The 26458-nt window shown below is 72.4% G+C and carries 26 protein-coding genes and 2 tRNA genes; 20 read left to right on the top strand and 8 right to left on the bottom strand.

Annotated elements, in window-relative coordinates:
* Positions 1 to 65 precede the first annotated feature (65 nt).
* The 3 genes from ACFC0G_RS34455 to ACFC0G_RS34445 all read left to right on the top strand — a co-directional run bounded on the left by ACFC0G_RS34455 (position 66) and on the right by ACFC0G_RS34445 (position 2939).
* Positions 66 to 1133, top strand: coding sequence for a chorismate-binding protein (locus ACFC0G_RS34455; protein WP_376411292.1), 1068 nt, complete (start codon positions 66 to 68; stop codon positions 1131 to 1133).
* Positions 1130 to 1960: an aminotransferase class IV gene (locus ACFC0G_RS34450; protein WP_376411289.1), complete on the top strand. Its 831-nt coding sequence runs from the start codon at positions 1130 to 1132 to the stop codon at positions 1958 to 1960. The genes ACFC0G_RS34455 and ACFC0G_RS34450 overlap by 4 nt, the downstream gene beginning before the upstream one ends.
* 139 nt (positions 1961 to 2099) lie before the next feature.
* Positions 2100 to 2939 carry a GNAT family N-acetyltransferase gene (locus ACFC0G_RS34445; protein ID WP_376411285.1) on the top strand — a complete coding sequence of 280 codons (840 nt, stop codon included), beginning with the start codon at positions 2100 to 2102 and terminating at the stop codon, positions 2937 to 2939.
* An 8-nt stretch (positions 2940 to 2947) separates the two neighbouring features.
* Here ACFC0G_RS34445 and ACFC0G_RS34440 read toward each other — a convergent pair whose 3' ends face one another.
* Positions 2948 to 3463, bottom strand: a complete 516-nt coding sequence (locus ACFC0G_RS34440) for a DsbA family protein (RefSeq protein WP_376411282.1) — start codon at positions 3461 to 3463, stop codon at positions 2948 to 2950.
* Between the two features lie 147 nt (positions 3464 to 3610).
* Here ACFC0G_RS34440 and ACFC0G_RS34435 point away from each other — a divergent pair, with 147 nt between their 5' ends.
* Together ACFC0G_RS34435 and ACFC0G_RS34430 are read left to right on the top strand one after the other, a co-directional pair.
* Entirely contained in the window at positions 3611 to 4042 is a 432-nt protein-coding gene (locus ACFC0G_RS34435) for a hypothetical protein (RefSeq protein WP_376411279.1), read from the top strand.
* Positions 4043 to 4151: 109 nt separating this feature from the next.
* Positions 4152 to 4334: a hypothetical protein gene (locus tag ACFC0G_RS34430; protein WP_376411277.1), complete on the top strand. Its 183-nt coding sequence runs from the start codon at positions 4152 to 4154 to the stop codon at positions 4332 to 4334.
* Between the two features lie 25 nt (positions 4335 to 4359).
* Here ACFC0G_RS34430 and ACFC0G_RS34425 read toward each other — a convergent pair whose 3' ends face one another.
* Both ACFC0G_RS34425 and ACFC0G_RS34420 read right to left on the bottom strand, forming a co-directional pair.
* On the bottom strand, positions 4360 to 4917 hold the full coding sequence (locus tag ACFC0G_RS34425) for a CGNR zinc finger domain-containing protein (RefSeq protein ID WP_376411274.1): 558 nt from the start codon (positions 4915 to 4917) through the stop codon (positions 4360 to 4362).
* Between the two features lie 191 nt (positions 4918 to 5108).
* Positions 5109 to 5522 carry an SsgA family sporulation/cell division regulator gene (locus ACFC0G_RS34420; RefSeq protein ID WP_015032345.1) on the bottom strand — a complete coding sequence of 138 codons (414 nt, stop codon included), beginning with the start codon at positions 5520 to 5522 and terminating at the stop codon, positions 5109 to 5111.
* Between the two features lie 190 nt (positions 5523 to 5712).
* On the opposite strand from ACFC0G_RS34420, the gene ACFC0G_RS34415 reads away from it, so the two are divergent.
* Complete coding sequence (locus tag ACFC0G_RS34415) at positions 5713 to 6135, top strand: TIGR02611 family protein (protein ID WP_376411271.1); 423 nt, start codon at positions 5713 to 5715, stop codon at positions 6133 to 6135.
* Positions 6136 to 6189: 54 nt separating this feature from the next.
* Positions 6190 to 6264 (top strand) — tRNA-Val (locus ACFC0G_RS34410).
* A 58-nt stretch (positions 6265 to 6322) separates the two neighbouring features.
* On the opposite strand, the gene ACFC0G_RS34405 is transcribed toward ACFC0G_RS34410, so the two are convergent.
* On the bottom strand, positions 6323 to 8926 hold the full coding sequence (locus tag ACFC0G_RS34405) for an SCO7613 C-terminal domain-containing membrane protein (RefSeq protein ID WP_376411268.1): 2604 nt from the start codon (positions 8924 to 8926) through the stop codon (positions 6323 to 6325).
* Between the two features lie 82 nt (positions 8927 to 9008).
* Here ACFC0G_RS34405 and ACFC0G_RS34400 point away from each other — a divergent pair, with 82 nt between their 5' ends.
* Together ACFC0G_RS34400 and ACFC0G_RS34395 are read left to right on the top strand one after the other, a co-directional pair.
* Positions 9009 to 9470 (top strand): SRPBCC family protein, encoded by a 462-nt coding sequence (locus ACFC0G_RS34400; protein WP_376411265.1) that lies wholly within the window; start codon positions 9009 to 9011, stop codon positions 9468 to 9470.
* Positions 9471 to 9553: 83 nt separating this feature from the next.
* Positions 9554 to 9625, top strand: a tRNA-Val gene (locus tag ACFC0G_RS34395).
* A gap of 88 nt (positions 9626 to 9713) precedes the next feature.
* Here the strand turns inward: ACFC0G_RS34395 and ACFC0G_RS34390 are convergent.
* Positions 9714 to 10442: a 3'-5' exonuclease gene (locus ACFC0G_RS34390; protein ID WP_376411262.1), complete on the bottom strand. Its 729-nt coding sequence runs from the start codon at positions 10440 to 10442 to the stop codon at positions 9714 to 9716.
* A 120-nt stretch (positions 10443 to 10562) separates the two neighbouring features.
* Here ACFC0G_RS34390 and ACFC0G_RS34385 point away from each other — a divergent pair, with 120 nt between their 5' ends.
* The 3 genes from ACFC0G_RS34385 to thrS all read left to right on the top strand — a co-directional run bounded on the left by ACFC0G_RS34385 (position 10563) and on the right by thrS (position 14653).
* Positions 10563 to 11129 (top strand): DUF4365 domain-containing protein, encoded by a 567-nt coding sequence (locus ACFC0G_RS34385; protein WP_376411259.1) that lies wholly within the window; start codon positions 10563 to 10565, stop codon positions 11127 to 11129.
* Positions 11129 to 12508, top strand: a complete 1380-nt coding sequence (locus ACFC0G_RS34380; RefSeq protein ID WP_376411257.1) for a hypothetical protein — start codon at positions 11129 to 11131, stop codon at positions 12506 to 12508. Before ACFC0G_RS34385 ends, ACFC0G_RS34380 begins: the two co-directional genes overlap by 1 nt.
* A gap of 168 nt (positions 12509 to 12676) precedes the next feature.
* On the top strand, positions 12677 to 14653 hold the full coding sequence (gene thrS, locus ACFC0G_RS34375; RefSeq protein ID WP_376411254.1) for a threonine--tRNA ligase: 1977 nt from the start codon (positions 12677 to 12679) through the stop codon (positions 14651 to 14653).
* A gap of 32 nt (positions 14654 to 14685) precedes the next feature.
* On the opposite strand, the gene ACFC0G_RS34370 is transcribed toward thrS, so the two are convergent.
* Complete coding sequence (locus ACFC0G_RS34370; protein ID WP_376411251.1) at positions 14686 to 15372, bottom strand: potassium channel family protein; 687 nt, start codon at positions 15370 to 15372, stop codon at positions 14686 to 14688.
* A 65-nt stretch (positions 15373 to 15437) separates the two neighbouring features.
* Between ACFC0G_RS34370 and ACFC0G_RS34365 the strand changes: the two genes are divergently transcribed.
* Positions 15438 to 16001, top strand: coding sequence for an HIT domain-containing protein (locus ACFC0G_RS34365; protein WP_376411249.1), 564 nt, complete (start codon positions 15438 to 15440; stop codon positions 15999 to 16001).
* A gap of 71 nt (positions 16002 to 16072) precedes the next feature.
* Here ACFC0G_RS34365 and ACFC0G_RS34360 read toward each other — a convergent pair whose 3' ends face one another.
* Both ACFC0G_RS34360 and ACFC0G_RS34355 read right to left on the bottom strand, forming a co-directional pair.
* Positions 16073 to 17731 carry a hypothetical protein gene (locus tag ACFC0G_RS34360; RefSeq protein WP_376411246.1) on the bottom strand — a complete coding sequence of 553 codons (1659 nt, stop codon included), beginning with the start codon at positions 17729 to 17731 and terminating at the stop codon, positions 16073 to 16075.
* A gap of 175 nt (positions 17732 to 17906) precedes the next feature.
* On the bottom strand, positions 17907 to 20114 hold the full coding sequence (locus tag ACFC0G_RS34355) for an elongation factor G-like protein EF-G2 (RefSeq protein WP_376411243.1): 2208 nt from the start codon (positions 20112 to 20114) through the stop codon (positions 17907 to 17909).
* 271 nt (positions 20115 to 20385) lie between these two features.
* On the opposite strand from ACFC0G_RS34355, the gene pgsA reads away from it, so the two are divergent.
* From pgsA to ACFC0G_RS34320, 7 genes are all read left to right on the top strand, one after another.
* Positions 20386 to 21045, top strand: coding sequence for a phosphatidylinositol phosphate synthase (gene pgsA / locus ACFC0G_RS34350; protein ID WP_056650007.1), 660 nt, complete (start codon positions 20386 to 20388; stop codon positions 21043 to 21045).
* Positions 21042 to 22049 carry a phosphatidylinositol mannoside acyltransferase gene (locus ACFC0G_RS34345; protein ID WP_376411239.1) on the top strand — a complete coding sequence of 336 codons (1008 nt, stop codon included), beginning with the start codon at positions 21042 to 21044 and terminating at the stop codon, positions 22047 to 22049. Before pgsA ends, ACFC0G_RS34345 begins: the two co-directional genes overlap by 4 nt.
* The gene (locus ACFC0G_RS34340; protein WP_376411236.1) at positions 22046 to 23197 is read left to right on the top strand and encodes a glycosyltransferase family 4 protein; all 1152 of its coding nucleotides are present in this window, start codon (positions 22046 to 22048) and stop codon (positions 23195 to 23197) included. Before ACFC0G_RS34345 ends, ACFC0G_RS34340 begins: the two co-directional genes overlap by 4 nt.
* A 107-nt stretch (positions 23198 to 23304) precedes the next feature.
* Positions 23305 to 23847, top strand: coding sequence for a hypothetical protein (locus ACFC0G_RS34335; RefSeq protein WP_376411233.1), 543 nt, complete (start codon positions 23305 to 23307; stop codon positions 23845 to 23847).
* A 115-nt stretch (positions 23848 to 23962) separates the two neighbouring features.
* Complete coding sequence (pdxS, locus tag ACFC0G_RS34330; RefSeq protein WP_056649994.1) at positions 23963 to 24877, top strand: pyridoxal 5'-phosphate synthase lyase subunit PdxS; 915 nt, start codon at positions 23963 to 23965, stop codon at positions 24875 to 24877.
* Positions 24878 to 24883: 6 nt separating this feature from the next.
* Complete coding sequence (pdxT, locus tag ACFC0G_RS34325) at positions 24884 to 25477, top strand: pyridoxal 5'-phosphate synthase glutaminase subunit PdxT (RefSeq protein ID WP_376411229.1); 594 nt, start codon at positions 24884 to 24886, stop codon at positions 25475 to 25477.
* A 62-nt stretch (positions 25478 to 25539) separates the two neighbouring features.
* A complete protein-coding gene (locus ACFC0G_RS34320) occupies positions 25540 to 26292 on the top strand; it encodes a YebC/PmpR family DNA-binding transcriptional regulator (RefSeq protein WP_376411226.1) in 753 nt (250 codons plus the stop codon).
* The last annotated feature ends 166 nt before the right edge of the window (positions 26293 to 26458 follow it).

The following is a 26458-nucleotide window of genomic DNA, read 5'->3' as shown; positions in this document are numbered from 1 at the left end:
GCCCCGGCGCACACGCCCCGCGCACACGACCCGGGGACCCGCTCCACCCGACCTAGACTCGATGCGTGCACGACTTTGCTCCCCTGGCCCGCTTCGGCGGCCTCGTCGCGACCGATCTCCGGGACGTCACCCATGACCCCGAGGCCCTGGACTCCACCGGCTTCTGGGCCGTCTGCGCGGACTTCGAAGGCCGTCTGACCTGCGCCCGCTTCGGCGATGTGCGGGCCGACCCGGTTCCCGCGCCCGTGCCGGGCGCCTGGCGGGGCCCCGGGACCGGTGACTGGACGTCCTCGCTCGACCGCGCCGCGTACACCGCGGGCGTCCGGCGCGTGCGCGAGCACATCGCGCGGGGCGAGGTCTACCAGGCGAACCTCTGCCGGGTGCTGACCGCGCCGCTGCCGGACCCGGCCGCCGCCGACGTCGACGCGCTGACCGCGCTGCTCGCGCGGGGCAACCCGGCTCCCTATGCCGGAACGATTCGGCTGCCCGCCCACGGCGTGGAGATCGCCACCGCCTCCCCGGAGCTCTACCTCCGCCGCGAAGGGGCCCTGATCACCTCGGGTCCCATCAAGGGCACCGGCCGCACCGCGGCCGACCTGCTCCCCAAGGACCACGCCGAGAACGTGATGATCGTCGACCTGGTCCGCAACGACCTGGGACGCGTCAGCGAGACCGGCTCCGTCGCCGTCCCCGCCCTCTGCGCGATCGAGGAGCACCCCGGCCTCGTCCACCTCGTCTCCACGGTCACCGGCCTCCTGCGCGAGGACGCCGGCTGGCCCGCGCTCCTCGACGCGACCTTCCCGCCCGGCTCCGTCACCGGCGCGCCCAAGTCCAGCGCCCTGCGGATCATCGAGGCCCTGGAGACCGCCCCCCGCGGCCCGTACTGCGGAGGCATCGGCTGGGTCGACGCCGACGCGGGCACCGCCGAGCTGGCCGTCGGCATACGCACCTTCTGGATCGACCGCCCCGAGGGCGTGCTCCGCTTCGGCACCGGCGCCGGGATCACCTGGGGCTCCGACCCGGAGCGCGAGTGGGAGGAGACCGAGCTGAAGGCGTCCCGGCTGGTCGCGATAGCGTCGGGCGCCTACGAGTCAGGCGCCTACGAGGCGAGCGGAAAGGCCATCTCTCGATGAAACTCTGGGTCAACGGCGGACTGCACGACGCGGAGGCCGCCCTGGTCTCCGTACTGGACCACGGGCTGACCGTCGGCGACGGCGTCTTCGAGACCGTCAAGGCCGAGCGTGGCGAAACGTTTGCTCTCACCCTCCACCTGGAGCGCCTCACCCGCTCCGCCCGCGGTCTCGGCCTGCCCGAACCGGACCTCGACGAGGTCCGCCGCGCCTGCGCCGCCGTCCTCGCCGCCAACCCGATGGAGCTCGGCCGGCTGCGGATCACGTACACCGGCGGTCTCTCCCCGCTCGGCTCGGAGCGCGGCGACGCCGGCGGCAGCCTCGTCGTCGGACTCGGCGAGACCGTCCGCCGCGCCGACTCCACCGCCGTGATCACCGTGCCCTGGACCCGCAACGAGCGCAGCGCCCTCGCGGGTCTGAAGACCACCTCGTACGCGGAGAACGTCGTCGCCCTCGCCAGGGCGCGCGAGCAGGGGGCCTCCGAGGCGCTCTTCGGCAACACCGTGGGGCAGCTCTGCGAGGGCACCGGCTCCAACGTCTTCGTCGTGCTCGACGGCACGCTCCACACCCCGCCCGTCGCCTCCGGCTGCCTCGCGGGCATCACCCGCGCCCTCGCCGTGGAGTGGACCGGTGCCGAGGAGACCGACCTGCCGCTGGACGTACTGGAGACGGCCGACGAGATCTTCCTGACCTCGACGCTCCGCGACGTCCAGGCCGTGCACCGCGTCGACGGGCGCACGCTCACCGGCGCTCCCGGACCGGTCACCGCCAAGGCCATGCGGATCTTCGACGAGCGCGCGGCCCAGGACCGGGACCCGCGCCTGGCGTGAACGGCCCGGCGTGAACGGCCGCGCCTGAACGGCCGCGCCTGAACGGCCGCGCCTGAACGGCCCCATTGACAGGCCCCCGGTGAACCGTCGCGCGTAAATCCGGATGACGGACCGCCCGAGGGTGGGTAGAACACCCATGATGACCACCACCCTGCGGCCGGCCGAGCCGCTTCAGCAGACGCCCGACGGCGGCCGTTCCCGTACCTACGACGTGTGCGTGAACAGCCGCCGCGTCGGTTCCGTCCATCTTTCGACCGATCCGGGCTTCGGTGCCGCCTCGGGGGTGATCCGGGGACTCCGGGTCGACGAGCCGGACCGGCGGCGGGGCCGGGGCACGGTCGCCGCGCTCGCCTCCGAGGAGGTGCTGCGGGGCTGGGGCTGTGTCGAGGTGCAGATATCGGTGCCCGCCGACGCGGAGGCGGGGCTGCGGATGGCCCGGGCGCTCGGCTACACCGAGCGCAGCCGGAACATGGTCAAGGAACTGGCCGCCGAGCCGCCGGCCCTGCCGGAGGGCGTCGAGGTCCGGCCCATGACCGGCAGCGAGTTCACGGAATGGGAGGCGCGGGCCAAGGAGGCCTTCGCGCAGAGCTGGATCGACCGCGGCGTCCCCGCGGACCAGGCCCGCGCCAAGGCCGACGACAGCCACCGCCGGTACCTCCCGCAGGGCCTGGCCACCCCCGGCATCGCGATCCACGTGGTCGTCCGGGACGGGCGGCCCGCCGGCTTCCTGTGGACCGGCCGCATCGAGCTCGAACCGGGACGGTGGACCGCCTTCGTGTACGACATCGAGGTCGCGGAGGAGCAGCGCGGCCGCGGCTACGGCCGGGCCCTCATGCTGCTCGCCGAGCGGGTCGCGCGGGAGACCGGGGACGAACTGCTCGGACTCCACGTCTTCGCGGGCAACACCCCGGCCATCCGGCTCTACGAGTCCCTCGGCTACCGGACCACCTACGTGAACAGCGCCAAGGACCTTCTGTAGGGGGTCGGTCAGCCCTTCAGGAGGCGGTCGGCGATCTCCGCGATCCGCTGCCGCAGGCCGTCCTGGCTCTGGCCGCCGTCGAGGCGCTCGCCGTCGATCACATAGGTCGGGGTGCCGGTGACCTTGATCGCCTTGCCCTCGGCCTCGTCCGCGTCGACGGTCAGCAGGTGGCGCCCGTCGATGAGGGCGGTGTCGAACTCCTCGGCGTCAAGACCCAGTTCGGTCGCCACCTCCAGGAGCACCGGCTCGCCCCGGTCGCCGAGCTCGGCGGTCCTGGCGAGCAGCGCCTCCACGTACGGCCAGCCCTTGCCCTGCTCGAAGGCCTCCTCGGCGGCCTGGGCGGCGGCGTACGCGTGCTTGTGCTTCGCCAGCGGGAAGTGGCGCAGCTGTACGTCGAGGCGGTCGCCGTACGTCTCGCGCAGGGCGCGGACGTCGTCGAGGGCCACGAAGCAGTCGGGGCACTGGAGGTCGAACCAGGCCTCCAGGACGACGGGGGAGGCGGGTGCGGTGGTGGAGTCGTTCATGCCAGCAGTGTCCCTCACCGGGCCCTGGGGAGGAGATCCGGCCGTGGCGACCCCGAGATCTCCCTGAGAAGGGCCCCGGGACGTGGCCCCGGGTGCCCTCGGCGGTGCAGGATGGAAGGGACGTATCACCCGGACCAGGAGGATCGCATGCTCGCCGAGACCATTTGCTCCGCGGCGGCCGTGGCGGGCCTGGGCATCGCCGGGATCACGGCGTACCGGAAGCGCTACCTGTCCGCCGCCCGGATCGCCGCCTACGCCCTGGTGCCGCTGGGTCTCGTGATGACCGGCGCCGTGGCCTGGATCGCCGACACGGCCTTCAGCCCCGTGGCCTGGGCCGGGTTCGGCGTGCTCGGTGGCGCCTGGCTGCTCCTCTCGTCCACGCGGGCCGTCGAGCGGCGCAGGGGCGGCCGCAAGGAGACCACCGGGGGAGCGGAGCGGCCCGCCGTGGCCCCGGCCGCTTCCTCGCCCTCGCGCGCCGTGGGGCCGAAGCCTCAGCCCGGCCAGGCCCGCCAGGCCGGCCAGCCTGCCGGCGAGGACTTCAGCGACATCGAGGCGATTCTGAAGAAGCACGGAATCTGATCACTTCTGGCGGTTCCCGTTCCCGTGATCCACGGGAACGGGTGAAGACCTTGCCATGGGGCGTGTTTCGGGATTTCCCGGGCGGGGTGTGCGTCATCATCCCCCCGAGATGCTGGATACCTCGCGGGAACCCGTCCCCGCCGCCCCCGATGCCGCCGGCGCTGCCGACCTCCCCGTGGAAGAGCCGCGCGGCTGTCTGTTCGCGCTCTCCCAGCCACCGCTGATGATCTTCCTCGCGGTGATCGGCTGTCTGCTGCTCACGGCCGCCGTGCACGACCTCTTCATGCTGTGAGCGGGCCGAGGGGGCGCCTCGGCCGTCAGCCCGCGGCTTCCTTGCGGCGCGCCCGGTACGCGGCCACGTGCAGGCGGTTTCCGCAGGTGCGGCTGTCGCAGTAGCGGCGCGAGCGGTTACGGGACAGATCGACGAAGGCCCGGCCGCAGTCCGGCGCCTCGCAGCGCCGCAGCCGCTCCTGCTCGCCCGCCACGACGATGAACGCGAGGGCCATGCCGCAGTCCGCGCTGAGATGGTCCGCCACCGAGGCGCCCGGCGCGAAGTAGTGCACGTGCAGGTCGTAGCCGTCGTGGTCGGTGAGCTGCGGAGTGGTGCCCGCCGCCGCCACGAGCTGGTTGATCAGCGGGGCCGCGATGCGGGGTTCGGGGGCCGAGAAGACCGCGGCGAACTTCTCGCGCACCTCGCGCACGGCCCGCAGGTCGTCGGCGCCGAGCACGCCCACGTCGCTGATCTTGTGGGCGTGGACGAAGGTCCGCAGCCCTTCGAGGTCCGCGAGCTCGTCGGGGCGGTCGCCCTGGGGGGACGTGTTCATCAGATCGACGACGGTGTCGAGGGCGATCCGGGTGTCGTGGGGGATCAGCACGATTCGCTCCCTGGCCGGCCGCGGGCGGGCGCCCGCGGAATGGCGCTGACTCTAGCGCGGCCGGGAAAGGGACAACGGCGCCCACCACCGCGCCGGCTGCGCGGTGGGGAACGCCGTCGTCGTGCCTATGTGACTGCCCACGCGGCGCCGTCGCCCCGAGTCGGACGGCGTCGTGCGGCTCTCGGCCTGGCTCAGCTGTCCGCCAGGATGTGGGAGAGCTCCGTATCGAGATCGAAGTGCCGGTGCTCGGTGCCCGGTGGCACGGCGGCGTCGGTCCTCTTCAGGAACGACTCCAGAGCCCGCGCCGGGGCCTCGAGCAGGGCTTCTCCCTCGGGTGAGCTCAACGCGATGCAGACGACTCCCTGGCCGTGACTACGGGATGGCCAGACGCGGACGTCGCCCGTGCCGGTGGGCCGGTGCAGCCCCTCGGCAAGAAGGTCGCGGGCGAAGACCCACTCGACCGTCTCTTCGGCTCCGGTGTGGAAGGTGGCGTGCACGGCATACGGATCGGCCGTGTCATACCGCAGGCCCGCGGGTACAGGCAGTGAGGACTCGCTCGACACAACGAGGCGCAGGTGCAGCTCGCAGCTGACCGTGGTGTTCATAAGCGCCAGGGCCTTTCGCTCAGTGTGCGCTCGGGGATTCGCACGTCGGCGAAATCGACATGCCACCTCCAGTGCCGTTGTAAACCCCTCTGTCGGTTTTGTGATCGTTCAGGTAGCTCGGATGGCGGTATGTAACTTTGGGTAATACCGCCATACCGGTTGGCCCCTCGCGTCCGGTAAGTTGGGGGGTATGCATGCGGAGAGTGACGAGCGCACAGGGGATTCCGCAGCCGGCCAGGAAGCCGAATTGGGATCCCGCGCACCGGAGTTCATCAAGTCCCGACGAGGCCTGCACCTGAGCTGGCAGGTCGGTGTCTTCATCGTCGGACTGGCCGTGGTCGGCGCGGGCATCGTGATGCTGCCGCTGCCCGGGCCCGGCTGGCTGGTCATCTTCGGCGGCATGGCGATCTGGGCGACCGAGTTCGTCTGGGCACAGCTCGTGCTCCGCTGGACCAAGCGGAAGGTCACCGAGGCCGCCCAGCGCGCCCTCGATCCCAAGGTCCGCCGCAGGAACATCATCCTCACCACCATCGGCCTGGTGATCATCGCCGCCGTGCTCGCCGTCTACCTCTGGAAGTTCGGCTTCGTCATGCCGTGGAAGATCGACGAGTGACCTTCCGATGGTTCGGGAGCCCCGCTGACATGGGGTAATGTTTGCGGTGCGCCCGGGCGATTAGCTCAGTGGGAGAGCACTTCGTTCACACCGAAGGGGTCACTGGTTCGAACCCAGTATCGCCCACCACCCGGCCCGAAGGCCCGGAGACGGACACCGTCTCCGGGCCTTCGGCGTTCCCGGTGCGTCACCGCATCCGCGCCAGCCGCTCCCGCAGCCGCCGGGCGTCCCGCAGCCGCTGCTCGTAGGTGGCGCCCACCGCGAGCAGCAGGAGCCCGGCGAGGGCCGGCGGCAGCCAGCGGGGCAGCGCGCCCACCGCCTGCACGACGTACGGGGCCAGCTCGTGCAGCCCGTCCAGGGCCAGCGCCGCGCCGCCCAGCACGAGCAGCGCCTGGAGCCGGAACCGCGCGCCGACGAGCGTCACCACGAGCGCCGCGACCCCCAGGAGCAGCGGGCGCACCCAGTCCGGGTCCACCCAGGCCGCGAGCAGGCCCGGCAGCAGCGTCGCCGCGAGACCGGGGCCGTACGCCGTCCAGGACGAGGCCTCCGGGTCCCGGCGCCGCCGCAGGAAGCCGACGACCAGCGCGGGCACCGTCACCGGCAGCGTGTACGCCTCCGGGGTCGTCACGTCCGAGACCGCGAGCCGCACCCAGGTGGCGAGGAGGAACAGGACCGCCGCCGTCCACGAGGCGAACCGACGCCGCTCCGGCCGGACCGCCGTCGCCGCCGCGATCACTCCGCCGAGGGCGAGGGCGAGCGCGAGGAACGCGGGCCGGGACGCGGCGATCCCCAGGGCGAGCAGCCCCACGGAGGCGCCGGAGATCTCGGCCGCCAGGGCCACCGGGCCCGTACGCGTCCGGGAGCCCAGCGCGGCGGTGGCCGCCGGGACCAGGAGCAGGGCGAGCGCCGTCCAGTGGTCCTCGAACCCGGCGGCGGCCGCCACCGCGAACACGATGCCCGTCGCCGCGAACACGGCGACGCAGGCGGACACCACCCGGCGCGCGCCCTCCCCGAGCACGGCGACACCTGCGAAGAGGCCGAGCAGCACCCCCAGCGAGGCGAAGGTGGCCCCGCGGACGTCCAGGGCGAGCGCGACCGCGCTCACGGCGGACGCGAGCCCGCCGGCGTACCCGCACCAGCCGAGCACGGCACGGGGCTCCAGGACGGCCGCCCGCGTCCGGGGCTGCCGGGGCGCCCAGGTGCCCCACGGGGACCCGGGGCCGGGGAGCGGCGGCACGGCGGGCCCGGAGGGCTGTCCGGCCGCCGCGTCCGGCGCCTCGCTCTGCCGCAGTCCACGCAGGAGCGGGCCGGGGCGGACGGCGAGCGTGAGCGCGGCCGCCGTGGTGAGGAGCTGGAGGACTAGCGTCGGCGCGTACGGCAGCTCCAGGGAGACCGGCAGGGCCGTCAGGAGCGACCAGACCGCCGCGAGCGCGCCGCAGCGGGCCCACAGCCGGGGGACGGCCGCGAGCGCGAGAGCGGTCACGAGGAGGACCAGGGCGGCGGTCGCCGGGTACGAGGTCAGGGCGCGCTCGGCGTGCTCGCCGGACCACACGTCTGTCGTGCGGCCCACCGGCCCCAGCAGACCCGCGGCGGCGGGCGGCAGCGCCCACAGGGCACCGAGCGCCACGACCCCGGCCCCGGCGGCGGCCAGCCCGAGCCGGACGCCGCGCGGCAGCCGCGCGGCCGCACCGGCCTCCGGGCGAGGGTGACGTGCGTCAGCGGGAGCACCGGGCTCCGGCGAGGCGGCACCCCCGGTCGCCGGCGGGGTCGGTGCCGGACCCGCGGCCGTCCGGTCCGCGGCGCCGGACGTCCCCGCGCGCCACACCGACGCCAGGACGAGACCGCACAGCACGTACCCCGGGACCGCCCAGTCCGCCGGGAGCGCCGCGCGGAGGAGGCCGCCGAGGGCCGCCACCACCGACAGGCCCGCGAGCGCCGAGGCCGCCGGCGCGAGCGGGGGCCGGCGGCAGGCCACGTACAAGGTCAGCGCCGTACCCGCCAGGAGGAGCGGCGCGCCGCTCCACGGGGAGGTCAGGGAGAGCCACGCGCCCGTCAGGAGCGACCAGGCGCCCAGCGCCGTCGCCCCGGTGGTCGCCGTGATCCGGACCGCCGCCGGGCGGGTGGTCCACAGTGCCAGCGCGACGTCCGCCGCGACCGTGACCAGTGCCGCCCAGGCGAAGGCCGTCGGTCCGCCCCCGGCCGCGAGCACGCCGAGCGGCAGCGGCAGCTGGGCCGCGACCACGGCCACCGGGAGCGGGATCCGCAGCCGGGGGAGCGCCGAGCCGTACGCCGTCCACGCGCCCGCGAGGACCGCGGACGCGACCGCCGCGTAGCCCAGGCCGTCGGTGCCGGCCAGCGCCACCCGGTGCAGCGCGTACGCGTCGAGGACCATCAGGACGAGGCCCAGGGCCCCCACCGACTCGGCCGTCGAGACCAGACCCCTCCGCAGCAGCACCACCGGCGCGGCCAGGGCCGCCGAGGTCACCACGAGCAGCACCGCCGCGCGGCCGCCGATGCCCATCGAGCCCCAGCTCACCAGCGTGAAGGCGACCGCGGCGATCGTCAGGAGCGTTCCGCCGAGCGTCAGCAGCACGTTCTGCGCGCTCCGCGGGGTCGAGTCCGCGACCGCCCTGGTCGCCGGCCACAGCGGCGGCGCCGCCGTGGCCGGCGCGTACAGCGCCCGGATCAGCCAGGCCCGGCGGGCCAGCAACTGGGTCCGGCGCGCGTCGAGTTGCGCCAGCTCGCGGTCGACGAGCACCAGCTCGTCCGCGGGCGGCAGGGAAGTGTCCATACCCGGAGTGTGGCCCCGGCCACAGGTGACGGGAATGCGTCGCCGTACTCAGATCCGGGCCTGAGTACCCCAGACTGGGGGCATGGACTGGTGCCGGTACCGCTTCCGGAGTGTCTGGCGGCTCGCCGCCCCGCCCGACGCCGTCTACGCCGTGCTCGAACGCGGCGCGGAGTACCCGCTCTGGTGGCCCCAGGTCCGCGAGGTCGTCCCCCTCGACGACACCACCGGCACCGCCCGCTTCCGCTCCTTCCTCCCGTACGAGCTCGTCGTCACCGTCCGCGCCCTGCGCAGCGACCCCGGCGCCCGGATCCTGGAGGTCGGCCTCGGTGGGGACCTGGAGGGGTGGGTCCGCTGGACGCTCACGGCGGAAGGGGCCGGTACCCGTGCCGTGTACGAGCAGGAAGTGGAGGTCCACGCCCGGCTCCTGCGGGTCCTCGCCGTCCCCGGACGGCCCGTCTTCCGGGCCAACCACGCGCTGATGATGCGGAGCGGCCGACGCGGACTCGCCGCCCGTATGAAGGGGTCTCTCGAAGAGCGCCGATGAGGGGCGGTGGTCGGCGGTGGTCGGGCGACGGGCGGGCGGTTTGAAGGAAACCCGCGCGGGCCTGTATGGTTCAACCCGTTCCCGGGCGATTAGCTCAGCGGGAGAGCACTTCGTTCACACCGAAGGGGTCACTGGTTCGATCCCAGTATCGCCCACCGGGAAAGGCCGGTCCGTCGAAAGACGGACCGGCCTTTGTCATGCGGCCCTTTGCCGTGCGGAAGCCGCGTCGGCCCGCCCCATGTGTCAGGCCGCCGTGCGCAGTTCCGGCCGCAGCGGCCATGCCGGGTCCACCGTCTCCGGCGTCCCCTGCCGCGTGAACCACGCCTGGAGCCCGCGCGCCTGGGCCGCGTGCCACACCGCCTGGAGCGTGTGGAGCTCCGCCGGGGTCAGCCGTTCGAGCCGGGACGAGAATCGCCGCGCCACCGCCCGTACGACCTCCAGCGACGCCGTCGCGTCGGCCGCCGCGTCGTGCGCCCCGGCCAGCTCCACCTCGTAGTGCGCGCAGAGGTCGGTGAGCGTGCGGCGGCCCTTGCGGTACCGGTCCAGGTGCTTGTCCAGGACCCGCGGGTCGAGCACGCACAGCGGCGAACTCCCCAGGTAGGTCCCCAGCGACGACGCCCGGTGCCGGCGCAGCTCCCGGTCCAGCATCGTCAGGTCGAACGGTGCGTTCATCACCACGAGCGGCCGCCCCGCGGCGGTCTGGTCGGCGAGCGCCCGTGCCAGCTCCTCCATCACCGGAGCCGGCCACCGGCCGTTCCGCTGGAGGTGATCGTCCGTCAGGCCGTGGATCGCGGTGGCCTGCTCGGGCACGGCTATGCCCGGATTGACCAGCCAGCGCGTCACCCGCGGACGCGCCCCTGACGTGTCCTGCACGACGAGGGCGGCCGAAACGATCCGGTCCTCCTCGACGTCGACTCCCGTGGTCTCCGTGTCGAAAGCGGCCAAGGGCCCTTCGTACCAGTGCGTTGTCATCCCCGAACTCCTCGCACCCCAGCGGCAGATGGCCAACCCCCTGCCCGAAACGGTGATACCCGCACTGTTTGCGCCGTACGCGGACCGGTGACAACACCAGGGACGGGGAAGGAAATCGACATGGCGCTCGCCCAGCCCGAGTCGGGAGGGCTGCCGCCCCAGCGGGCAGCATCGACGCGCGGCTCACTCGCCACCACCGCCTGCATGGAGACCCTCCAGGTGGGCTACCTCCACGCGGTCGCCGCGGCGGCCGGCTGTTCGCTGTCCCAGCCGTTTCCGGACAACGGCATCGACTGGCACGTCAGCCACGGCTCTCCCGCACACACCGTCGACGACGAAGTGACCATCAAGGTGCAGCTCAAGTGCACCTACCAGATACCGCCGCACCCGCCGGGAAACGCGTTCTCGTTCACCCTGGACAACGACCACCTCGTGAAGCTCGCCAGGACGCCGGTGTCCGTCCACAAGATCCTGGTCGTGATGCTCGTCCCGAGGACGCAGGAGGACTGGCTCAGGGCGAGCCACGACCGGCTCGACCTGCGGCACTGCTGCTACTGGATCAACCTGGCCGGACACCCGGTCACGGGACGCCGCCGGACCACGGTGCGCATCCCGACGGCGCGGATCTTCGACGACCGGGCGCTCTGCGAGATCATGACCCGGGTCGGCGTGGGAGGGAGACCTTGATGCACCGACCGATCGACGACCCCGACGGCGGGTACGGAGCCGGTGGCGGGTACGGAACCGGTGGCGGGTACGGAACCGGTGGCGAGGGCGGCGGGCGCGGTTCCGGCTCCGTACCGCCGCCCTACCGGCCCCACCCGGCGCCCGGCGACACCCCCGGGCCCTGGACCGGGATCCCCGCACCGCCCGCGGGACCCTGGGCCGACACACAGGGCCCGCCCGACCCCGGGCGGGTCGACCCGCGCGTCCTCGGCGCACTCCTCGCCCGCCACGGCTGGCGGCGGCGCGGCGGGGCGGCCGGACGCTACAGCCGCTGGACGCCGCCCGGCGGCCCGGGCGGCGGCACGGGAAGCGGCGGCACCAGCCTGCTCGTCCCGGAGAGCCGGGCCTTCCCGGACTGCGAGGACCTGCTGGGCGAGGCGCTCGCCGCCCTCGCCCACAGCGGCACGCCGTCCGCGCGCGAGGTCCTCACCGGCCTCACCGTCCCCAGCGACGAGATCCGCTGGTGGCGCGACGTACCGCCGGGCCCGGCCGGCACGGTCCCCTGGACGGTGCAGGAACAGCTCAGGTCGGCGGCCCGCCAACTGCTCCTCGCGGGCGCCCTCGCCGTGCGCGGCCGGGCCGGATACCACGGCGCCCGCCACCGCAGGCCCGCCCAGGCCTCCCTGGAGACCGTCGTCGTGGGCGCGGCGCCCGGCGGGCGCGGCCTGACCGCCTTCCTGCCCGTCGAACCGGGCCGGCCGATCGCCGTCCGGCTCTACCACGCGCTGTACGCGGCCCGGGAGGCCACCGACTACCAGCGGGCCACCGGCGGCATGGAGGCCTTCGACGCCGCCGTCGAGGCGGGCGTCAGCCGCGAGCTCACCGAGGCCCTCGTCGCCCTGGTCCGGGGCACCGAGGGCGCCAGGATCGCCCTCGAATGGGCCCCGGCGGCCGGAGCGCCCGAGGGGTGCGCCGCCCGCCCCGAACCCGTCGAGTTCTCGCCGGGCGACCTGCCCGCGCTGCGCGAGGCGAGCGCCCGCTACCTGACGGACGAGCCCTCCGTACCGGTACGCATCACGGGGGCCGTCGTCCGCATGCGGCGCTCGGGGCCGCGCGGCGACGGCACCGTCCGGCTGCGGGTGCTCGGCGGGGCGGAGGTCCCGCACGTCCGCGTCACCCTCGGCGAGGAGGCGTACCGCACCGCCGTCCACGCCCATCTCGTCGGGCTCCCCATCAGGGTCGTCGGCCGTCTGGAGAGCCGGGGCGGCTTCCGGCGCCTCACCGACGCCTCCGGGGTCGTCCCCGTGCAGGTGGACGAGGCGGAACGGGACCGGCTGATGAAGTCGCTCCACGAGAACCTCGACTTCTTCGAGGAGGCGTGCGGCCCGGACGAGGGGTGACGGAGCTGATGGGTGGTGCGACGGGTGGGTCGCGGGGCGGGAGAAATGGTTGCGCGGGCGGGCCGGTCGGCTCGGTAAGATCGGCGTGATGCGGCACCTCGTCTCTGTCGCACATCGTCGGCGCCGGCACCTCGTGCCTGCCTGCGCCCCAAGGGAAGAAGAACACCAGTGTCTGAAGTCCGTGTGACCGTCCAGTCCGCCTCGGAAGCAGAGGAGAGGGCGGTGAGCGCGGGCACCACCGCCGGTGCCCTCTTCGCCGACGACCGCACCGTCATCGCCGCCCGCGTCGGCGGCGAGCTGAAGGACCTCTCGTACGAGCTCGCCGAGGGCGATGTCGTCGAGGGCGTCGAGATCTCCTCCCCGGACGGTCTCGACATCCTGCGCCACTCCACCGCCCACGTCATGGCCCAGGCCGTGCAGGAGCTCTTCCCCGAGGCCAAGCTGGGCATCGGCCCGCCGGTCCGGGACGGCTTCTACTACGACTTCGACGTCGAGAAGCCCTTCACTCCCGAGGACCTCAAGGTCATCGAGAAGAAGATGCAGGAGATCCAGAAGCGCGGCCAGCGCTTCTCCCGCCGCGTGGTGACCGACGAGGCCGCCCGCGAGGAGCTCGCGGACGAGCCGTACAAGCTGGAGCTCATCGGCATCAAGGGCGCCGCCTCCACCGACGACGGCGCGAACGTCGAGGTGGGCGGCGGCGAGCTGAGCATCTACGACAACCTCGACGCCAAGACCGGCGAGCTCTGTTGGAAGGACCTCTGCCGCGGTCCGCACCTGCCGACCACCCGGAACATCCCGGCGTTCAAGCTCATGCGCAACGCGGCCGCCTACTGGCGCGGCAGCGAGAAGAACCCGATGCTCCAGCGCATCTACGGCACCGCCTGGCCGTCGAAGGACGAGCTGAAGGCGCACCTCGACTTCCTCGCCGAGGCCGAGAAGCGCGACCACCGCAAGCTCGGCAACGAGCTCGACCTCTTCTCCGTCCCGGACGAGATCGGCTCCGGCCTCGCGGTCTTCCACCCCAAGGGCGGCATCATCCGCCGGGTCATGGAGGACTACTCGCGCAAGCGCCACGAGGAGGAGGGCTACGAGTTCGTCTACTCGCCGCACGCCACCAAGGGCAAGCTGTTCGAGAAGTCGGGCCACCTGGACTGGTACGCCGAGGGCATGTACCCGCCCATGCAGCTCGACGAGGGCGTGGACTACTACCTCAAGCCCATGAACTGCCCGATGCACAACCTGATCTTCGACGCGCGCGGGCGCTCCTACCGGGAGCTGCCGCTGCGCCTGTTCGAGTTCGGCACCGTGTACCGGTACGAGAAGTCCGGCGTCGTCCACGGCCTGACCCGGGCGCGCGGCTTCACCCAGGACGACGCGCACATCTACTGCACCCGCGAGCAGATGGCGGACGAGCTGGACAAGACCCTCACCTTCGTCCTGAACCTGCTCCGCGACTACGGTCTGAACGACTTCTACCTGGAACTGTCCACCAAGGACCCGGAGAAGTTCGTCGGCTCGGACGAGGTGTGGGAGGAGGCCACCGCGGTCCTCCAGCAGGTCGCCGAGAAGCAGGGCCTCCCGCTGACCCCCGACCCGGGCGGCGCCGCGTTCTACGGCCCGAAGATCTCGGTGCAGGCGCGGGACGCCATCGGCCGTACCTGGCAGATGTCGACCGTGCAGCTCGACTTCAACCTGCCGGAGCGCTTCGACCTGGAGTACACCTCCCCGGACGGCACCAAGCAGCGGCCGGTCATGATCCACCGTGCGCTCTTCGGTTCGATCGAGCGGTTCTTCGCGGTGCTCCTGGAGCACTACGCGGGTGCGATGCCGCCGTGGCTGGCGCCGGTGCAGGCGACCGGTATCCCGATCGGCGACGCCCACATCGACTACCTCCAGGAGTTCGCCGCCAAGGCGAAGAAGCAGGGTCTGCGGGTCGAGGTCGACTCCTCCTCGGACCGGATGCAGAAGAAGATCCGGAACGCGCAGAAGCAGAAGGTCCCGTTCATGATCATCGCTGGTGACGAGGACATGGCCGCCGGTGCCGTCTCCTTCCGTTACCGCGACGGTTCGCAGGAGAACGGCATCCCCGTCGACGAGGCCATCGCCAAGATCGCCAAGATCGTCGAGGACCGCGTCCAGGTCTGACGGCCTCACGTGTGATCAGGCCTCATGCGTGATCAGGCCCCCGGGGAATCCCCCGGGGGCCTCTTCTCGTCCTCCCGCGTGAACGCCTGGATCAGCCAGGACGAGAACGAACCCGTCACCGCGCCGAGCAGCGCGAGCCCGCAGGCCATCACGCCCACCGCCGTCACCCGGCCCATGGTGGTCACCGGGGTCACGTCCCCGTACCCCACCGTCGCGAGCGTGGCGCAGGCCCACCACACCGCGTCGCCGAAGGTGACGATCGTGGCGCCGGGGGCGTCCACCTCGTACTTGTAGACGGTGAGGGCTCCGGCGAAGCCCAGCAGGCTCGTGGTGAGGCCGGCGTAGACCATCACGCGCGCGTAGAGACCGAGTCGTGGTTTGTCGTGGCGGCGCTGCACCCGGTCGTAGATGCTCACCATCCGCACCGGACGCAGCAGAGGTATCACCAGCACCACCGTGTCGAGGAGATGGGTGCGGACGAAGCGGAGCGGGCCGAGGCGGCTGAGGCGGAGGCGTACCGCGTAGTCCGCGATGAAGACGGCCCAGGAGGCGAGGGTGACGGCGAGGCAGAGGTCGAGCCAGGCCTGGGGGAGACCGCGGTGACCGAGGACCCGGATCGCATAGCCCGTCAGATAGGCGAGGGAGGCCACGGCGAGCGGGGTCTCCATGCGGCGGTCCCAGCGTTCCTGTCGGGGCGGTTTCGGTGGCCTTTCGCTCATCGGATCAGCATGGCGGCTGCATGGATCTTCCGCCCCGGCGACACGTTCCGAACGGGCGACGCAATATGCTGCACAGCATGACGACTGAGCCGGAGCAGCAGATCGGAGTCGGGACGCGGGACGCGTTCCAGCGCCTGTGGACGCCTCACCGGATGGCGTACATCCAGGGCGAGAACAAGCCGACCGGGCCGGGGGCCGACGACGGCTGTCCGTTCTGCTCGATTCCGGCGAAGTCCGACGAGGACGGTCTGGTGATCGCCCGCGGCGAGAGCGTGTACACGGTCCTCAACCTGTACCCGTACAACGGCGGTCACCTCATGGTCGTCCCGTACCGGCACGTCGCGGACTACACGGACCTGGACGTCGCGGAGACGGCCGAGCTCGCCGACTTCACCAAGCGCGCGATGGTCGCGCTGCGGGCGGCGTCGGGTGCGCACGGCTTCAACATCGGCATGAACCAGGGCGCCGTCGCGGGCGCCGGGATCGCCGCGCACCTGCACCAGCACGTGGTGCCGCGCTGGGGCGGCGACACCAACTTCATGCCGGTCGTCGGGCACACCAAGGTGCTGCCGCAGCTGCTCGCCGACACCCGGAAGATGCTGGCCGACGCCTGGCCGACCGGCGTCTGAGCGGTCCGATCCGTACGCGGACGACGGCCCGGGTCACTCGACCCGGGCCGTCGTCCGTCGTGCGTGACCGGTCAGGCGTCGTAGACGTCGGCCTTCTTGGGGCCCGGGTCCTGGACGCCGCCGCCGAGGAGCAGCGAGCGGTTGGTGAAGCGCTCGGTGTCGACACCGTGGTCGTCGAGCATCTTGACCGTCGCGGAGTGGACGGCCCGCAGCACCGGCGTGGCCATGCGGATGGCGTCGTCGGCCATGAAGCGGTTCTTCCAGAGCGGGCCCGCCCAGGCGTGGCGGAGGCCGAAGGGCTCGGGCAGGACCAGCTTGCCGCCGAGGAAGTCCAGGAGCGGCGGGTACCAGGAGAGCGGGGCGCGGACCGCGAGACGGACCACCTCGTCGGTCTCCATCAGCGGCTGCTGGATCTCCCGCGTCTCCCAGAAGCGGACGGCCTTCGAGACCTCCTTGGTCTTCGCCTTGGGCTTCGCGGTGAAGAGGGAGTGCACGGGGCCCAGGGCGTGGCCGGTGACCTCGACCCGCAGGGTGTGGTGGAGCGAGGTGACGGTGACCAGCATCGTGAGGACCAGGTTTCCGTCCCACAGGGTGAACTGCACGCCGAGGTAGTGGCGGTTGCCGGCGCCGAACTGCTGGTCGTTGCAGATGCGCTGTATCTCGTGCGGCTTGACCTGGAAGTGGACGATGCTGTCCCCCTCGGGACGGGTCACCTCGTCGGCGCCCTCGCCCACCGGCGAGACGATCCAGTGCTTGACGGTCGGCTTGGGGAAGCCCGTCTTCAGGGAGCCGCGCTCCAGGAGCGTGAGCTGGTCGTGGATCTTCCGTATGACGTCCCAGGCGCGGAAGTCGTGGATCTCCCGACCGGGCTGCGGGACGAGCTCCTCGGCGAGGGTCCAGCTGCCCCAGCGGGTGCCCATGCCGAGGATGCCCTTCGTGCCCGCGTAGAACACGATGTTGGACTGCTGCTCGGCGGTGAGCTTCTCCAGGTTCAGCCGGAGGGCCTCGGCGGCCTTCTCGCCCGGATCCTGGGGCACGGCCTCGGGGATCTTCGGGCCGGCGCCGCCGCCGCTGAGCAGGGACGTCCACTGGGCGCGCAGGTCGACGGCGGTCTTCTCGCAGATCCGGCGCGCGAAGAACCAGCCGGCGACCGGAGCCACGATCATGGCGCGCAGATAGTTCGGCAGGATCCCGTCGAAGGGCAGCTTGATCAGCACGAGCAGGGCGAAGAGGCCCGCCGCGACGAGGAGCGCGGTGCCGACGGTGCTCGTGCGCCTGCTCGCGGAGCCGGCGGCGATCCGGCGGAGCTGGATGACGCCGAGCCAGAGGAGCAGGCCGGGCAGGAAGAGCACGCCGCAGAAGAACGTGACGAGGGTCAGCCTGCTGTCGCGCTGCCGGCGGATCCGGGAGGCGGCGAGGCAGTGCTCGACGACCGGCTGGGGTTCGGCGCCGAAGGACTGGACGAGGGCCTTGCGGCCGCCGCCGAGCATGCGGACCTGCACCGCGCGGGAGAAGGCCTCGCCGAGGTCGGGATGGAAGAGCTTGTTCCACCTCCCTTCCTTGACCGTCGACTTGTGCAGGTCGTTGTTGGCGTCCAGGATCGCCTCGACCGGGCTGTCGCGGTACGCGACGGAGGCCAGGGCATGGGTCGCCGCCGTGCGTCCGTCCGACCCCTGGAGAGGAATCTGTGCCCCGGGTCCGAATCCGTCGAAAGCCACTGCCGCCCCCATCGCCGCGAGTACTTGTGCGGGCTGTTCCCAACTGCCGCGCCCGGCACACCTTCTGAGCTGGGCACCACAGCGTAACCGGGTACTGGCTGATGCGTCACGGCCTGTGGATATCGACGGCCGAATGCTGTCCGCCCGGTGCGCGCCGGGCGGACGTTCACCGCTGTCGCTCCGTCAACTACGCACCTTTTTCGGCCTGTTCGCGGATCCTGTCCGCGAGGTGCGGGGGCATCGGCTCGTGCCGGGCGTACACGCGGTCGAACCGGCCCGCGCCGTGCGAGACGGAGCGCAGGTCGATCGCGTACCGGCTGATCTCGAGCTCCGGCACCTCCGCCCTGACCAGCGTCCGCCCAGGACCGGCCTGCTCGGTGCCGACGACCCGGCCGCGCCGCCCCGACAGATCGCTCATGACCGGGCCGACGTACTCGTCGGGGACGAGGACGCTGACCTCGGCGACCGGCTCCAGGAGGTGGACGGGGACGTCGGCGGCCGCCTCGCGCAGCGCGAGCGCGCCGGCCGTCTGGAAGGCGGCGTCCGAGGAGTCGACCGAGTGGGCCTTGCCGTCCCGCAGGGTGACCCGGACGTCCACGAGCGGGTAGCCGGCGGCGACGCCCCGGGCGGCCTGGGCCCGGACGCCCTTCTCGACGGAGGTGACGAACTGGCGCGGGACCGCTCCGCCGACGACCTTGTCGACGAACTCGATGCCGCTGCCCGCCGGCAGGGGCTCCACGTCGATCTCGCAGATCGCGTACTGGCCGTGGCCGCCGGACTGCTTGACGTGCCGCCCCCGGCCCCCCGAGGCGCCGCCGAAGGTCTCGCGCAGCGACACCTTGTACGGCACGGCGTCGACCTGGACCCCGTACCGGCCCCGGAGCCGTTCGAGGACGACGTCCTGGTGGGCCTCGCCCAGGCACCACAGCACCACCTGGCGGGTGTCCTGGTTCTGTTCGAGGCGCATGGTCGGGTCCTCGGCGACCAGCCGGGCGAGGCCCTGCGAGAGCCGGTCCTCGTCGGCCTTGCTGTGCGCCTCGACGGCGAGCGGCAGCAGGGGCTCCGGCATGCTCCACGGCTCCATCAGGAGCGGGTCGTCCTTGGCGGAGATCGTGTCGCCGGTCTCGGCGCGGCCGAGCCGGGCGACACAGGCGAGGTCCCCGGCGATGCAGTGCGGCAGGGGGCGCTGCTGCTTGCCGAACGGCGAGCTGAGGCCGCCGATCCGCTCGTCGACGTCGTGGTCCTCGTGGCCACGGTCGGTCAGGCCGTGCCCGGAGACGTGCACGGTCTCGTCGGGGCGGAGGGTGCCGGAGAAGACCCGTACCAGGGAGATCCGGCCGACATAGGGGTCGGCGGCGGTCTTGACGACCTCGGCGACCAGCGGGCCGTCGGGGTCGCAGGCGATCGGCGGCCGGGGCTGCCCGTCGGGCGTGGTGACGGCCGGCGGCACGTGCTCCAGCGGGGAGGGGAAGCCGCCGGTGATCAGTTCCAGGAGTTCGAGGGTGCCGAGGCCCTGCGTCCCGCCGTCGGCGGCGGGGGCGGCCGCGAGGACCGGGTGGAAGCTGCCCCGGGCGACGGCCTTCTCCAGGTCGTCGACGAGCGTCTTCACGTCGATCTCCTCGCCGCCGAGGTAGCGGTCCATGAGGGTCTCGTCCTCGCTCTCGGCGATGATCCCCTCGATGAGCCGGGCGCGGGCCTCCGCGATCAGCTCCCGCTGGCCCTCGTCGGGCTCCTCCTCGCGTCGTACGCCCGTCGAGTAGTCGAGGATCCGCTCCGAGAGCAGACCGACGAGCCCCGTGGCGGGCGCGTGCCCGTCAGCCCCCTCGGAGCCGCGCACGGGCAGGTAGAGGGGGAGGACGGCGTCCGGGTCGTCGCGCCCGAAGAGGTCGGCGCAGACGGCGGTGAGCTCGGTGAAGTCGGTGCGGGCGGTGTCGAGGTGGGTGACGACGATGGCGCGGGGCATGCCGACGGCGGCGCACTCTTCCCAGACCATGCGGGTGGAGGCGGCGACGGCATCGGCCTCCTGCGCGGCCGAGACGACGAAGAGGGCCGCGTCCGCCGCCCGCAGACCGGCCCTCAGCTCCCCGACGAAGTCGGCGTACCCGGGGGTGTCGAGGAGGTTGATCTTGAACCCGTCCCAGCCGACCGGGACGAGGGAGAGCTGTACGGAGCGATGCTGGCGGTGCTCGATCTCGTCGTAGTCGGAGACCGTCCCGCCGTCCTCGACGCGGCCGGCCCGGTTGACCGCCCCGGCGGTCTGGGCGAGCGCCTCGACGAGGGTCGTCTTGCCCGATCCACTGTGGCCGACCAGCACCACGTTCCGTACGGACGCGGGCCGGTCGGCCGTCAAAGCCCTGCCGGCGGCTCCGGCGGCCGTGTTCGCCTTGTCACCCATGATGTGTTCCTCCCGACTGCTCGCACGGTGCGGCGGGACGCGGGCGCGGGGGAGTGGCGTGTCGCGGTGCGGCTCCTGCGGGTGCCCGCGGTGGTCCTTCGAGCTTTGCACCGGCTTCGGGACGCGTCCATACGTCGTACACGGACGGGGCCGCGGGGGGACGGCGACGCGGCGGTGAAGGGTGCCCGCCGCGTCGGCGGCACGCGCGTGGCTACGATGGGTGAGCCGGTGGTCGTAGGGGCCGCGCGGCCCACCGAACCTCGGGAAGGCCATGCTGAACAAGTACGCGCGTGCCTTTTTTACGCGTGTCCTCACACCGTTCGCCGCGTTTCTGCTCCGCCGGGGCGTCAGCCCCGACGCGGTCACGCTCATCGGCACGGCGGGAGTGATGGCCGGTGCGCTGGTCTTCTTCCCCCGGGGAGAGTTCTTCTGGGGCACGATCGTCATCACCCTCTTCGTCTTCTCCGACCTCGTCGACGGCAACATGGCGCGGCAGGCGGGGATCTCCAGCCGGTGGGGGGCGTTCCTCGACTCGACGCTCGACCGGGTCGCGGACGGCGCGATCTTCGGCGGCTTCGCGCTCTGGTACGCGGGCAAGGGCGACGACAACGTGATGTGCGCCGTGGCGATCTTCTGCCTCGCGAGCGGCCAGGTCGTCTCGTACACCAAGGCCCGTGGCGAATCGATTGGCCTGCCGGTCGCCGTCAACGGGCTGATCGAGCGCGCCGAGCGCCTCGTCATCTCGCTGGTCGCCGCCGGTCTCGCCGGACTGCACGCCTTCGGCGTGCCCGGCGTCCAGGTGCTGCTCCCGATCGCCCTGTGGATCGTGGCGGTCGGCAGCGCGGTGACCCTGGGGCAGCGCGTCGTGACCGTACGGCGCGAGTCGGCCGAGGCGGACGCCGCGGCCAGGGGGAGCGAGGCGACGTCGTGAGCGCACTCAAGGACCGGTTGACCGACGGGCTGTACGGCCTCGGCTGGTCGACCGTGAAGAAACTGCCGGAGCCGGTCGCGACCGGCCTCGGCCGCCGGATCGCCGACTTCACGTGGAAGCGGCGCGGCAAGAGCGTCCTGCGGCTGGAGTCCAACCTCGCGCGCGTGGTGCCGGACGCCACGCCCGAGCGGCTCGCCGAACTCTCCCAGGCCGGCATGCGCTCGTACATGCGGTACTGGATGGAGTCCTTCCGGCTGCCGACGTGGAGCAAGGAGCGGGTCGACAGCGACGTCGACATCAAGGACGCCCACTACCTGCTCGAAGGGGTCGCCTCCGGGCGGGGCGTCATCATCGCGCTGCCGCACCTCGCCAACTGGGACCTCGCGGGTGTGTGGGTGACCCGCTCGCTCGGTCTGCCGTTCACGACGGTCGCGGAGCGGCTCAAGCCGGAGAGCTTGTACGACCGCTTCGTCGCCTACCGCGAGTCCCTCGGCATGGAGGTCCTCCCGCACACCGGGGGCTCCGCCTTCGGGACGCTCGCGCGGCGGCTGCGGGCCGGCGGGCTGGTCTGCCTGGTCGCCGACCGCGACCTGTCGGCGTCCGGCATCGAGGTCACGTTCTTCGGCGACACGGCGCGGATGCCGGCCGGCCCGGCGATCCTCGCGCAGCAGACGGGCGCGCTGCTGCTGCCGGTGACGCTCTGGTACGACGACACGTCGGTCATGCGGGGACGGATCCACCCGCCCGTCGACGTACCGGAGTCCGGTACGCGGGCCGAGAGGACGGCCGTGACGACACAGGCGCTGGCCGACGCCTTCGCCGCCGGCATCGCGGACCACCCGGAGGACTGGCACATGCTGCAACGACTGTGGCTCGCCGACCTGGAAGAACGCCCGGAGGACGCGGCAGGCAAGGAGGGCCCGGCACGCCCGGAGACCCCGGCACGCCCGGAGACCCCGGCGCGCCCCGAGGCCCCGGCGCGGGACGGGGAGCGCGGCGCGTGAGGATCGGCATCGTCTGCCCGTACTCCTGGGACGTGCCGGGCGGCGTCCAGTTCCACATCCGCGACCTCGCCGAGCACCTCATCCGGCTCGGACACGAGGTCTCCGTCCTCGCGCCCGCCGACGAGGACACGCCGCTCCCGCCGTACGTGGTCTCGGCCGGCCGGGCCGTACCCGTCCCGTACAACGGCTCGGTGGCCCGGCTGAACTTCGGCTTCCTCTCCCACGCCCGGGTACGACGCTGGCTCCACGACGGCACCTTCGACGTCGTCCACATCCACGAGCCGACCTCGCCGTCGCTGGGACTGCTCACCTGCTGGGCGGCGCAGGGGCCGATCGTGGCGACCTTCCACACCTCCAACCCGCGGTCGCGGGCGATGATCGCCGCGTACCCGATCCTCCAGCCCGCCCTGGAGAAGATCAGCGCCCGGATCGCGGTGAGCGAGTACGCGCGACGGACCCTCGTCGAGCACCTCGGCGGCGACGCCGTGCTCATCCCCAACGGCGTCGACGTGGACTTCTTCGCCCGCGCCGAACCGAAGAAGGAGTGGCAGGGCGAGACGCTCGGCTTCATCGGACGGATCGACGAGCCGCGCAAGGGCCTGCCCGTCCTCATGCGCGCCCTCCCCAGGATCCTGACGGAGCGGCCGGGGGCCCGGCTGCTCGTCGCCGGCCGGGGTGACGAGGAGGAGGCCGTGGCCTCGCTGCCGCCCGCGATGCGTTCCCGGGTGGAGTTCCTCGGCATGGTCAGCGACGAGGACAAGGCGCGGCTGCTGCGCAGCGTCGACGTGTACGTGGCGCCCAACACCGGCGGCGAGAGCTTCGGCATCATCCTCGTCGAGGCGATGTCGGCCGGCGCGCCGGTCCTCGCCGCCGACCTCGACGCCTTCGCCCAGGTCCTCGACCAGGGCGGCGCGGGCGAGCTCTTCGCCAACGAGGACGCGGACGCGCTCGCGGACGCGGCGATCCGGCTCCTGGGCGACGAGACGCGGCGCGCGGAGCTGAGCGCCCGGGGCTCGTCGCACGTGCGGCGCTTCGACTGGAGCACGGTCGGCGCGGACATCCTCGCCGTCTACGAGACGGTCACGGACGGGGCGGCGGCGGTGGACACGGACGAACGCGTCGGCCTCCGCGCGCGACTGGGCCTGTAGGGAGGCCCCGCCCGCCTCCACTCCCACCCCGTGTGGGCACCCGTCCCGCCCCCGCGGGACGCATGCCCACAACGGGGTGGGGGGCCGTCCCGGTAGCCTGTGCGCCCGTGACCGAAACCCTGATCTGGACCGTCGTCGCGCTGATTCTCATCGGCGTCTATCTCAGCTGGACCGCCGGGCGGCTCGACCGGCTGCACTCCCGCATCGACGCCGCCCGCGCCGCCCTGGACGCCCAGCTCCTGCGCCGGGCCTCGGTCACCCAGGAGCTGGCCACCTCCGGCGTCCTCGACCCCGCCGCCTCGATCGTGCTGTACGAGGCCGCGCACGCCGCCCGGCAGGCCGAGGAGGACCAGCGCGAGGTCGCCGAGAGCGAGCTCAGCCAGGCCCTGCGGGCCGTCTTCGGCGAGCCCGAGCAGGTGGAGCTCGTACGGGAGGCGCCCGGCGGCCCGGAGGCCGCGGAGGAGCTGGCCGCGGCCGTGCGCCGGGTGCCGATGGCGCGCCGCTTCCACAACGACGCCGTACGGGCCGCCCGCGCCCTGCGCCGCCACCGCAAGGTCCGCTGGTTCCGCCTCGCAGGCCACGCGCCCTTCCCGCTGGCCTTCGAAATGGACGACGAGCCGCCGGTGGCCCTTGCCGATCGCCCGGCCTGAACCCTCGTCACCTGGGAAAACGATCCACCGGGTCCACATTGGCCCTTGATGTGGACCCCTTGTGGCCTGTTTCCTCATCTTGTCGTCAACCCCTGTTGTCACGAGTGAGGTACCTGTGTCCACCACGCCTTCCACCACCTTCCAGTCCCCCGAGACCGGCACCGCGCGCGTCAAGCGCGGCATGGCCGAGCAGCTCAAGGGCGGCGTGATCATGGACGTGGTCAACGCCGAGCAGGCGAAGATCGCCGAGGACGCCGGCGCCGTGGCCGTCATGGCCCTGGAGCGGGTCCCCGCGGACATCCGCAAGGACGGCGGCGTGGCCCGTATGTCCGACCCGAACATGATCGAAGAGATCATCGGCGCGGTCTCCATCCCGGTCATGGCCAAGTCCCGCATCGGCCACTTCGTCGAGGCCCAGGTCCTGCAGTCCCTCGGCGTCGACTACATCGACGAGTCCGAGGTCCTGACCCCGGCCGACGAGGTCAACCACTCCGACAAGTGGGCCTTCACGACCCCCTTCGTCTGTGGTGCCACCAACCTGGGCGAGGCCCTGCGCCGCATCGCCGAGGGCGCGGCCATGATCCGCTCCAAGGGCGAGGCCGGCACCGGCAATGTCGTCGAGGCCGTCCGCCACCTGCGCCAGATCAAGAACGAGATCGCCAAGCTGCGCGGCTTCGACAACAACGAGCTGTTCGCCGCCGCCAAGGAGCTGCGCGCCCCGTACGAGCTCGTCAAGGAGGTCGCCGAGCTCGGCAAGCTGCCGGTCGTGCTGTTCTCCGCCGGTGGTGTCGCCACCCCCGCCGACGCCGCGCTCATGCGCCAGCTCGGCGCCGAGGGCGTCTTCGTCGGCTCCGGCATCTTCAAGTCGGGCGACCCGGCCAAGCGCGCCGCCGCCATCGTGAAGGCCACCACCTTCTACGACGACCCGAAGATCATCGCGGACGCCTCCCGCAACCTGGGCGAGGCCATGGTCGGCATCAACTGCGACACGCTCCCCGAGTCCGAGCGCTACGCCAACCGGGGCTGGTAACCACCGATGAACCCCTCTCCCGTCATTGGTGTCCTGGCCCTCCAGGGCGACGTACGGGAGCACCTGATCGCCCTGGCCGCGGCTGACGCCGTGGCCAGGCCGGTCCGGCGCCCCGAGGAGCTCGCCGAGGTCGACGGCCTGGTCATTCCCGGTGGCGAGTCCACCACCATCTCCAAGCTGGCCGTGCTCTTCGGCCTCATGGAGCCGCTCCGCGAGCGCATCGCCGCGGGGCTGCCGGTCTACGGCACCTGCGCCGGGCTGATCATGCTCGCCGACAAGATCCTCGACCCGCGCTCGGGCCAGGAGACCTTCGGCGGCATCGACATGATCGTCCGCCGCAACGCCTTCGGGCGGCAGAACGAGTCCTTCGAGGCCGGAGTCACCGTCACGGGCGTCGAGGACGGCCCCGTCGAGGGCGTCTTCATCCGGGCCCCGTGGGTCGAGTCCGTCGGCGCGCAGGTCGAGGTCCTGGCCGAGCACGGCGGCCACATCGTGGCCGTGCGGCAGGGGAACATCCTGGCGACCTCGTTCCACCCCGAGCTCACGGGGGATCACCGAATCCACGGCCTGTTCGTCGACATGGTGCGCGCCGCGAGCTGATCCGATCCCGGTAGGATCTCTCGGGTTCGTTCAGTAAAGGGTTACGCGAAGGAGACAGGCAGATGTCCGGCCACTCTAAATGGGCTACGACGAAGCACAAGAAGGCCGTGATCGATGCCAAGCGCGGCAAGCTCTTCGCGAAGCTGATCAAGAACATCGAGGTCGCGGCCCGCACCGGCGGTGCCGACCCGGACGGCAACCCGACGCTCTACGACGCCATCCAGAAGGCGAAGAAGAGCTCGGTCCCGAACAAGAACATCGACTCCGCGGTCAAGCGCGGCGGCGGCCTCGAGGCCGGCGGCGTCGACTACGCCACGATCATGTACGAGGGCTACGGCCCGAACGGTGTCGCGGTGCTCATCGAGTGCCTCACCGACAACCGCAACCGCGCCGCCTCCGACGTACGCGTCGCCATGACCCGCAACGGCGGTTCCATGGCCGACCCGGGCTCGGTCTCGTACCTGTTCAACCGCAAGGGCGTCGTCGTTCTCCCCAAGGGCGAGCTGTCCGAGGACGACGTCCTGGAGTCGGTCCTCGAAGCCGGCGCCGAGGAGGTCAACGACCTCGGTGAGTCCTTCGAGATCATCAGCGAGGCCACCGACCTGGTCGCGGTCCGTACCGCTCTCCAGGCGGCCGGCATCGACTACGACTCGGCCGAGTCCAGCTTCGTCCCGACCATGCAGGTCGAGCTCGACGAGGACGGCGCGCGCAAGATGTTCAAGCTGATCGACGCGCTGGAGGACAGCGACGACGTGCAGAACGTCTTCGCCAACTTCGACGTAAGCGACGAGGTCATGGAGAAGGTCGACGCCTGATCGCGTCCGACCGCCTGAGCACGGCCGATCGTGGCTGAGCACGGCTGTACCGCAGCGGGGGGGGGGGGGGGGCCCCCCCCCCCCCCCCCCGGGGGGGGGGGGGGGGGGGGGGCCCGTCGGCAAAAAGATTAGGCAGAGCGGGCGCGGGGGGGGCCCGGGGGCGGGA

It is taken from the genome of Streptomyces sp. NPDC056169 (assembly GCF_042268445.1).
In the GTDB taxonomy this organism is placed as follows: Bacteria; Actinomycetota; Actinomycetes; order Streptomycetales; family Streptomycetaceae; genus Streptomyces.
The sequence above is the reverse complement of the archived record's forward strand: the minus strand, read 5'-3'. Positions and strand labels throughout refer to the sequence as shown.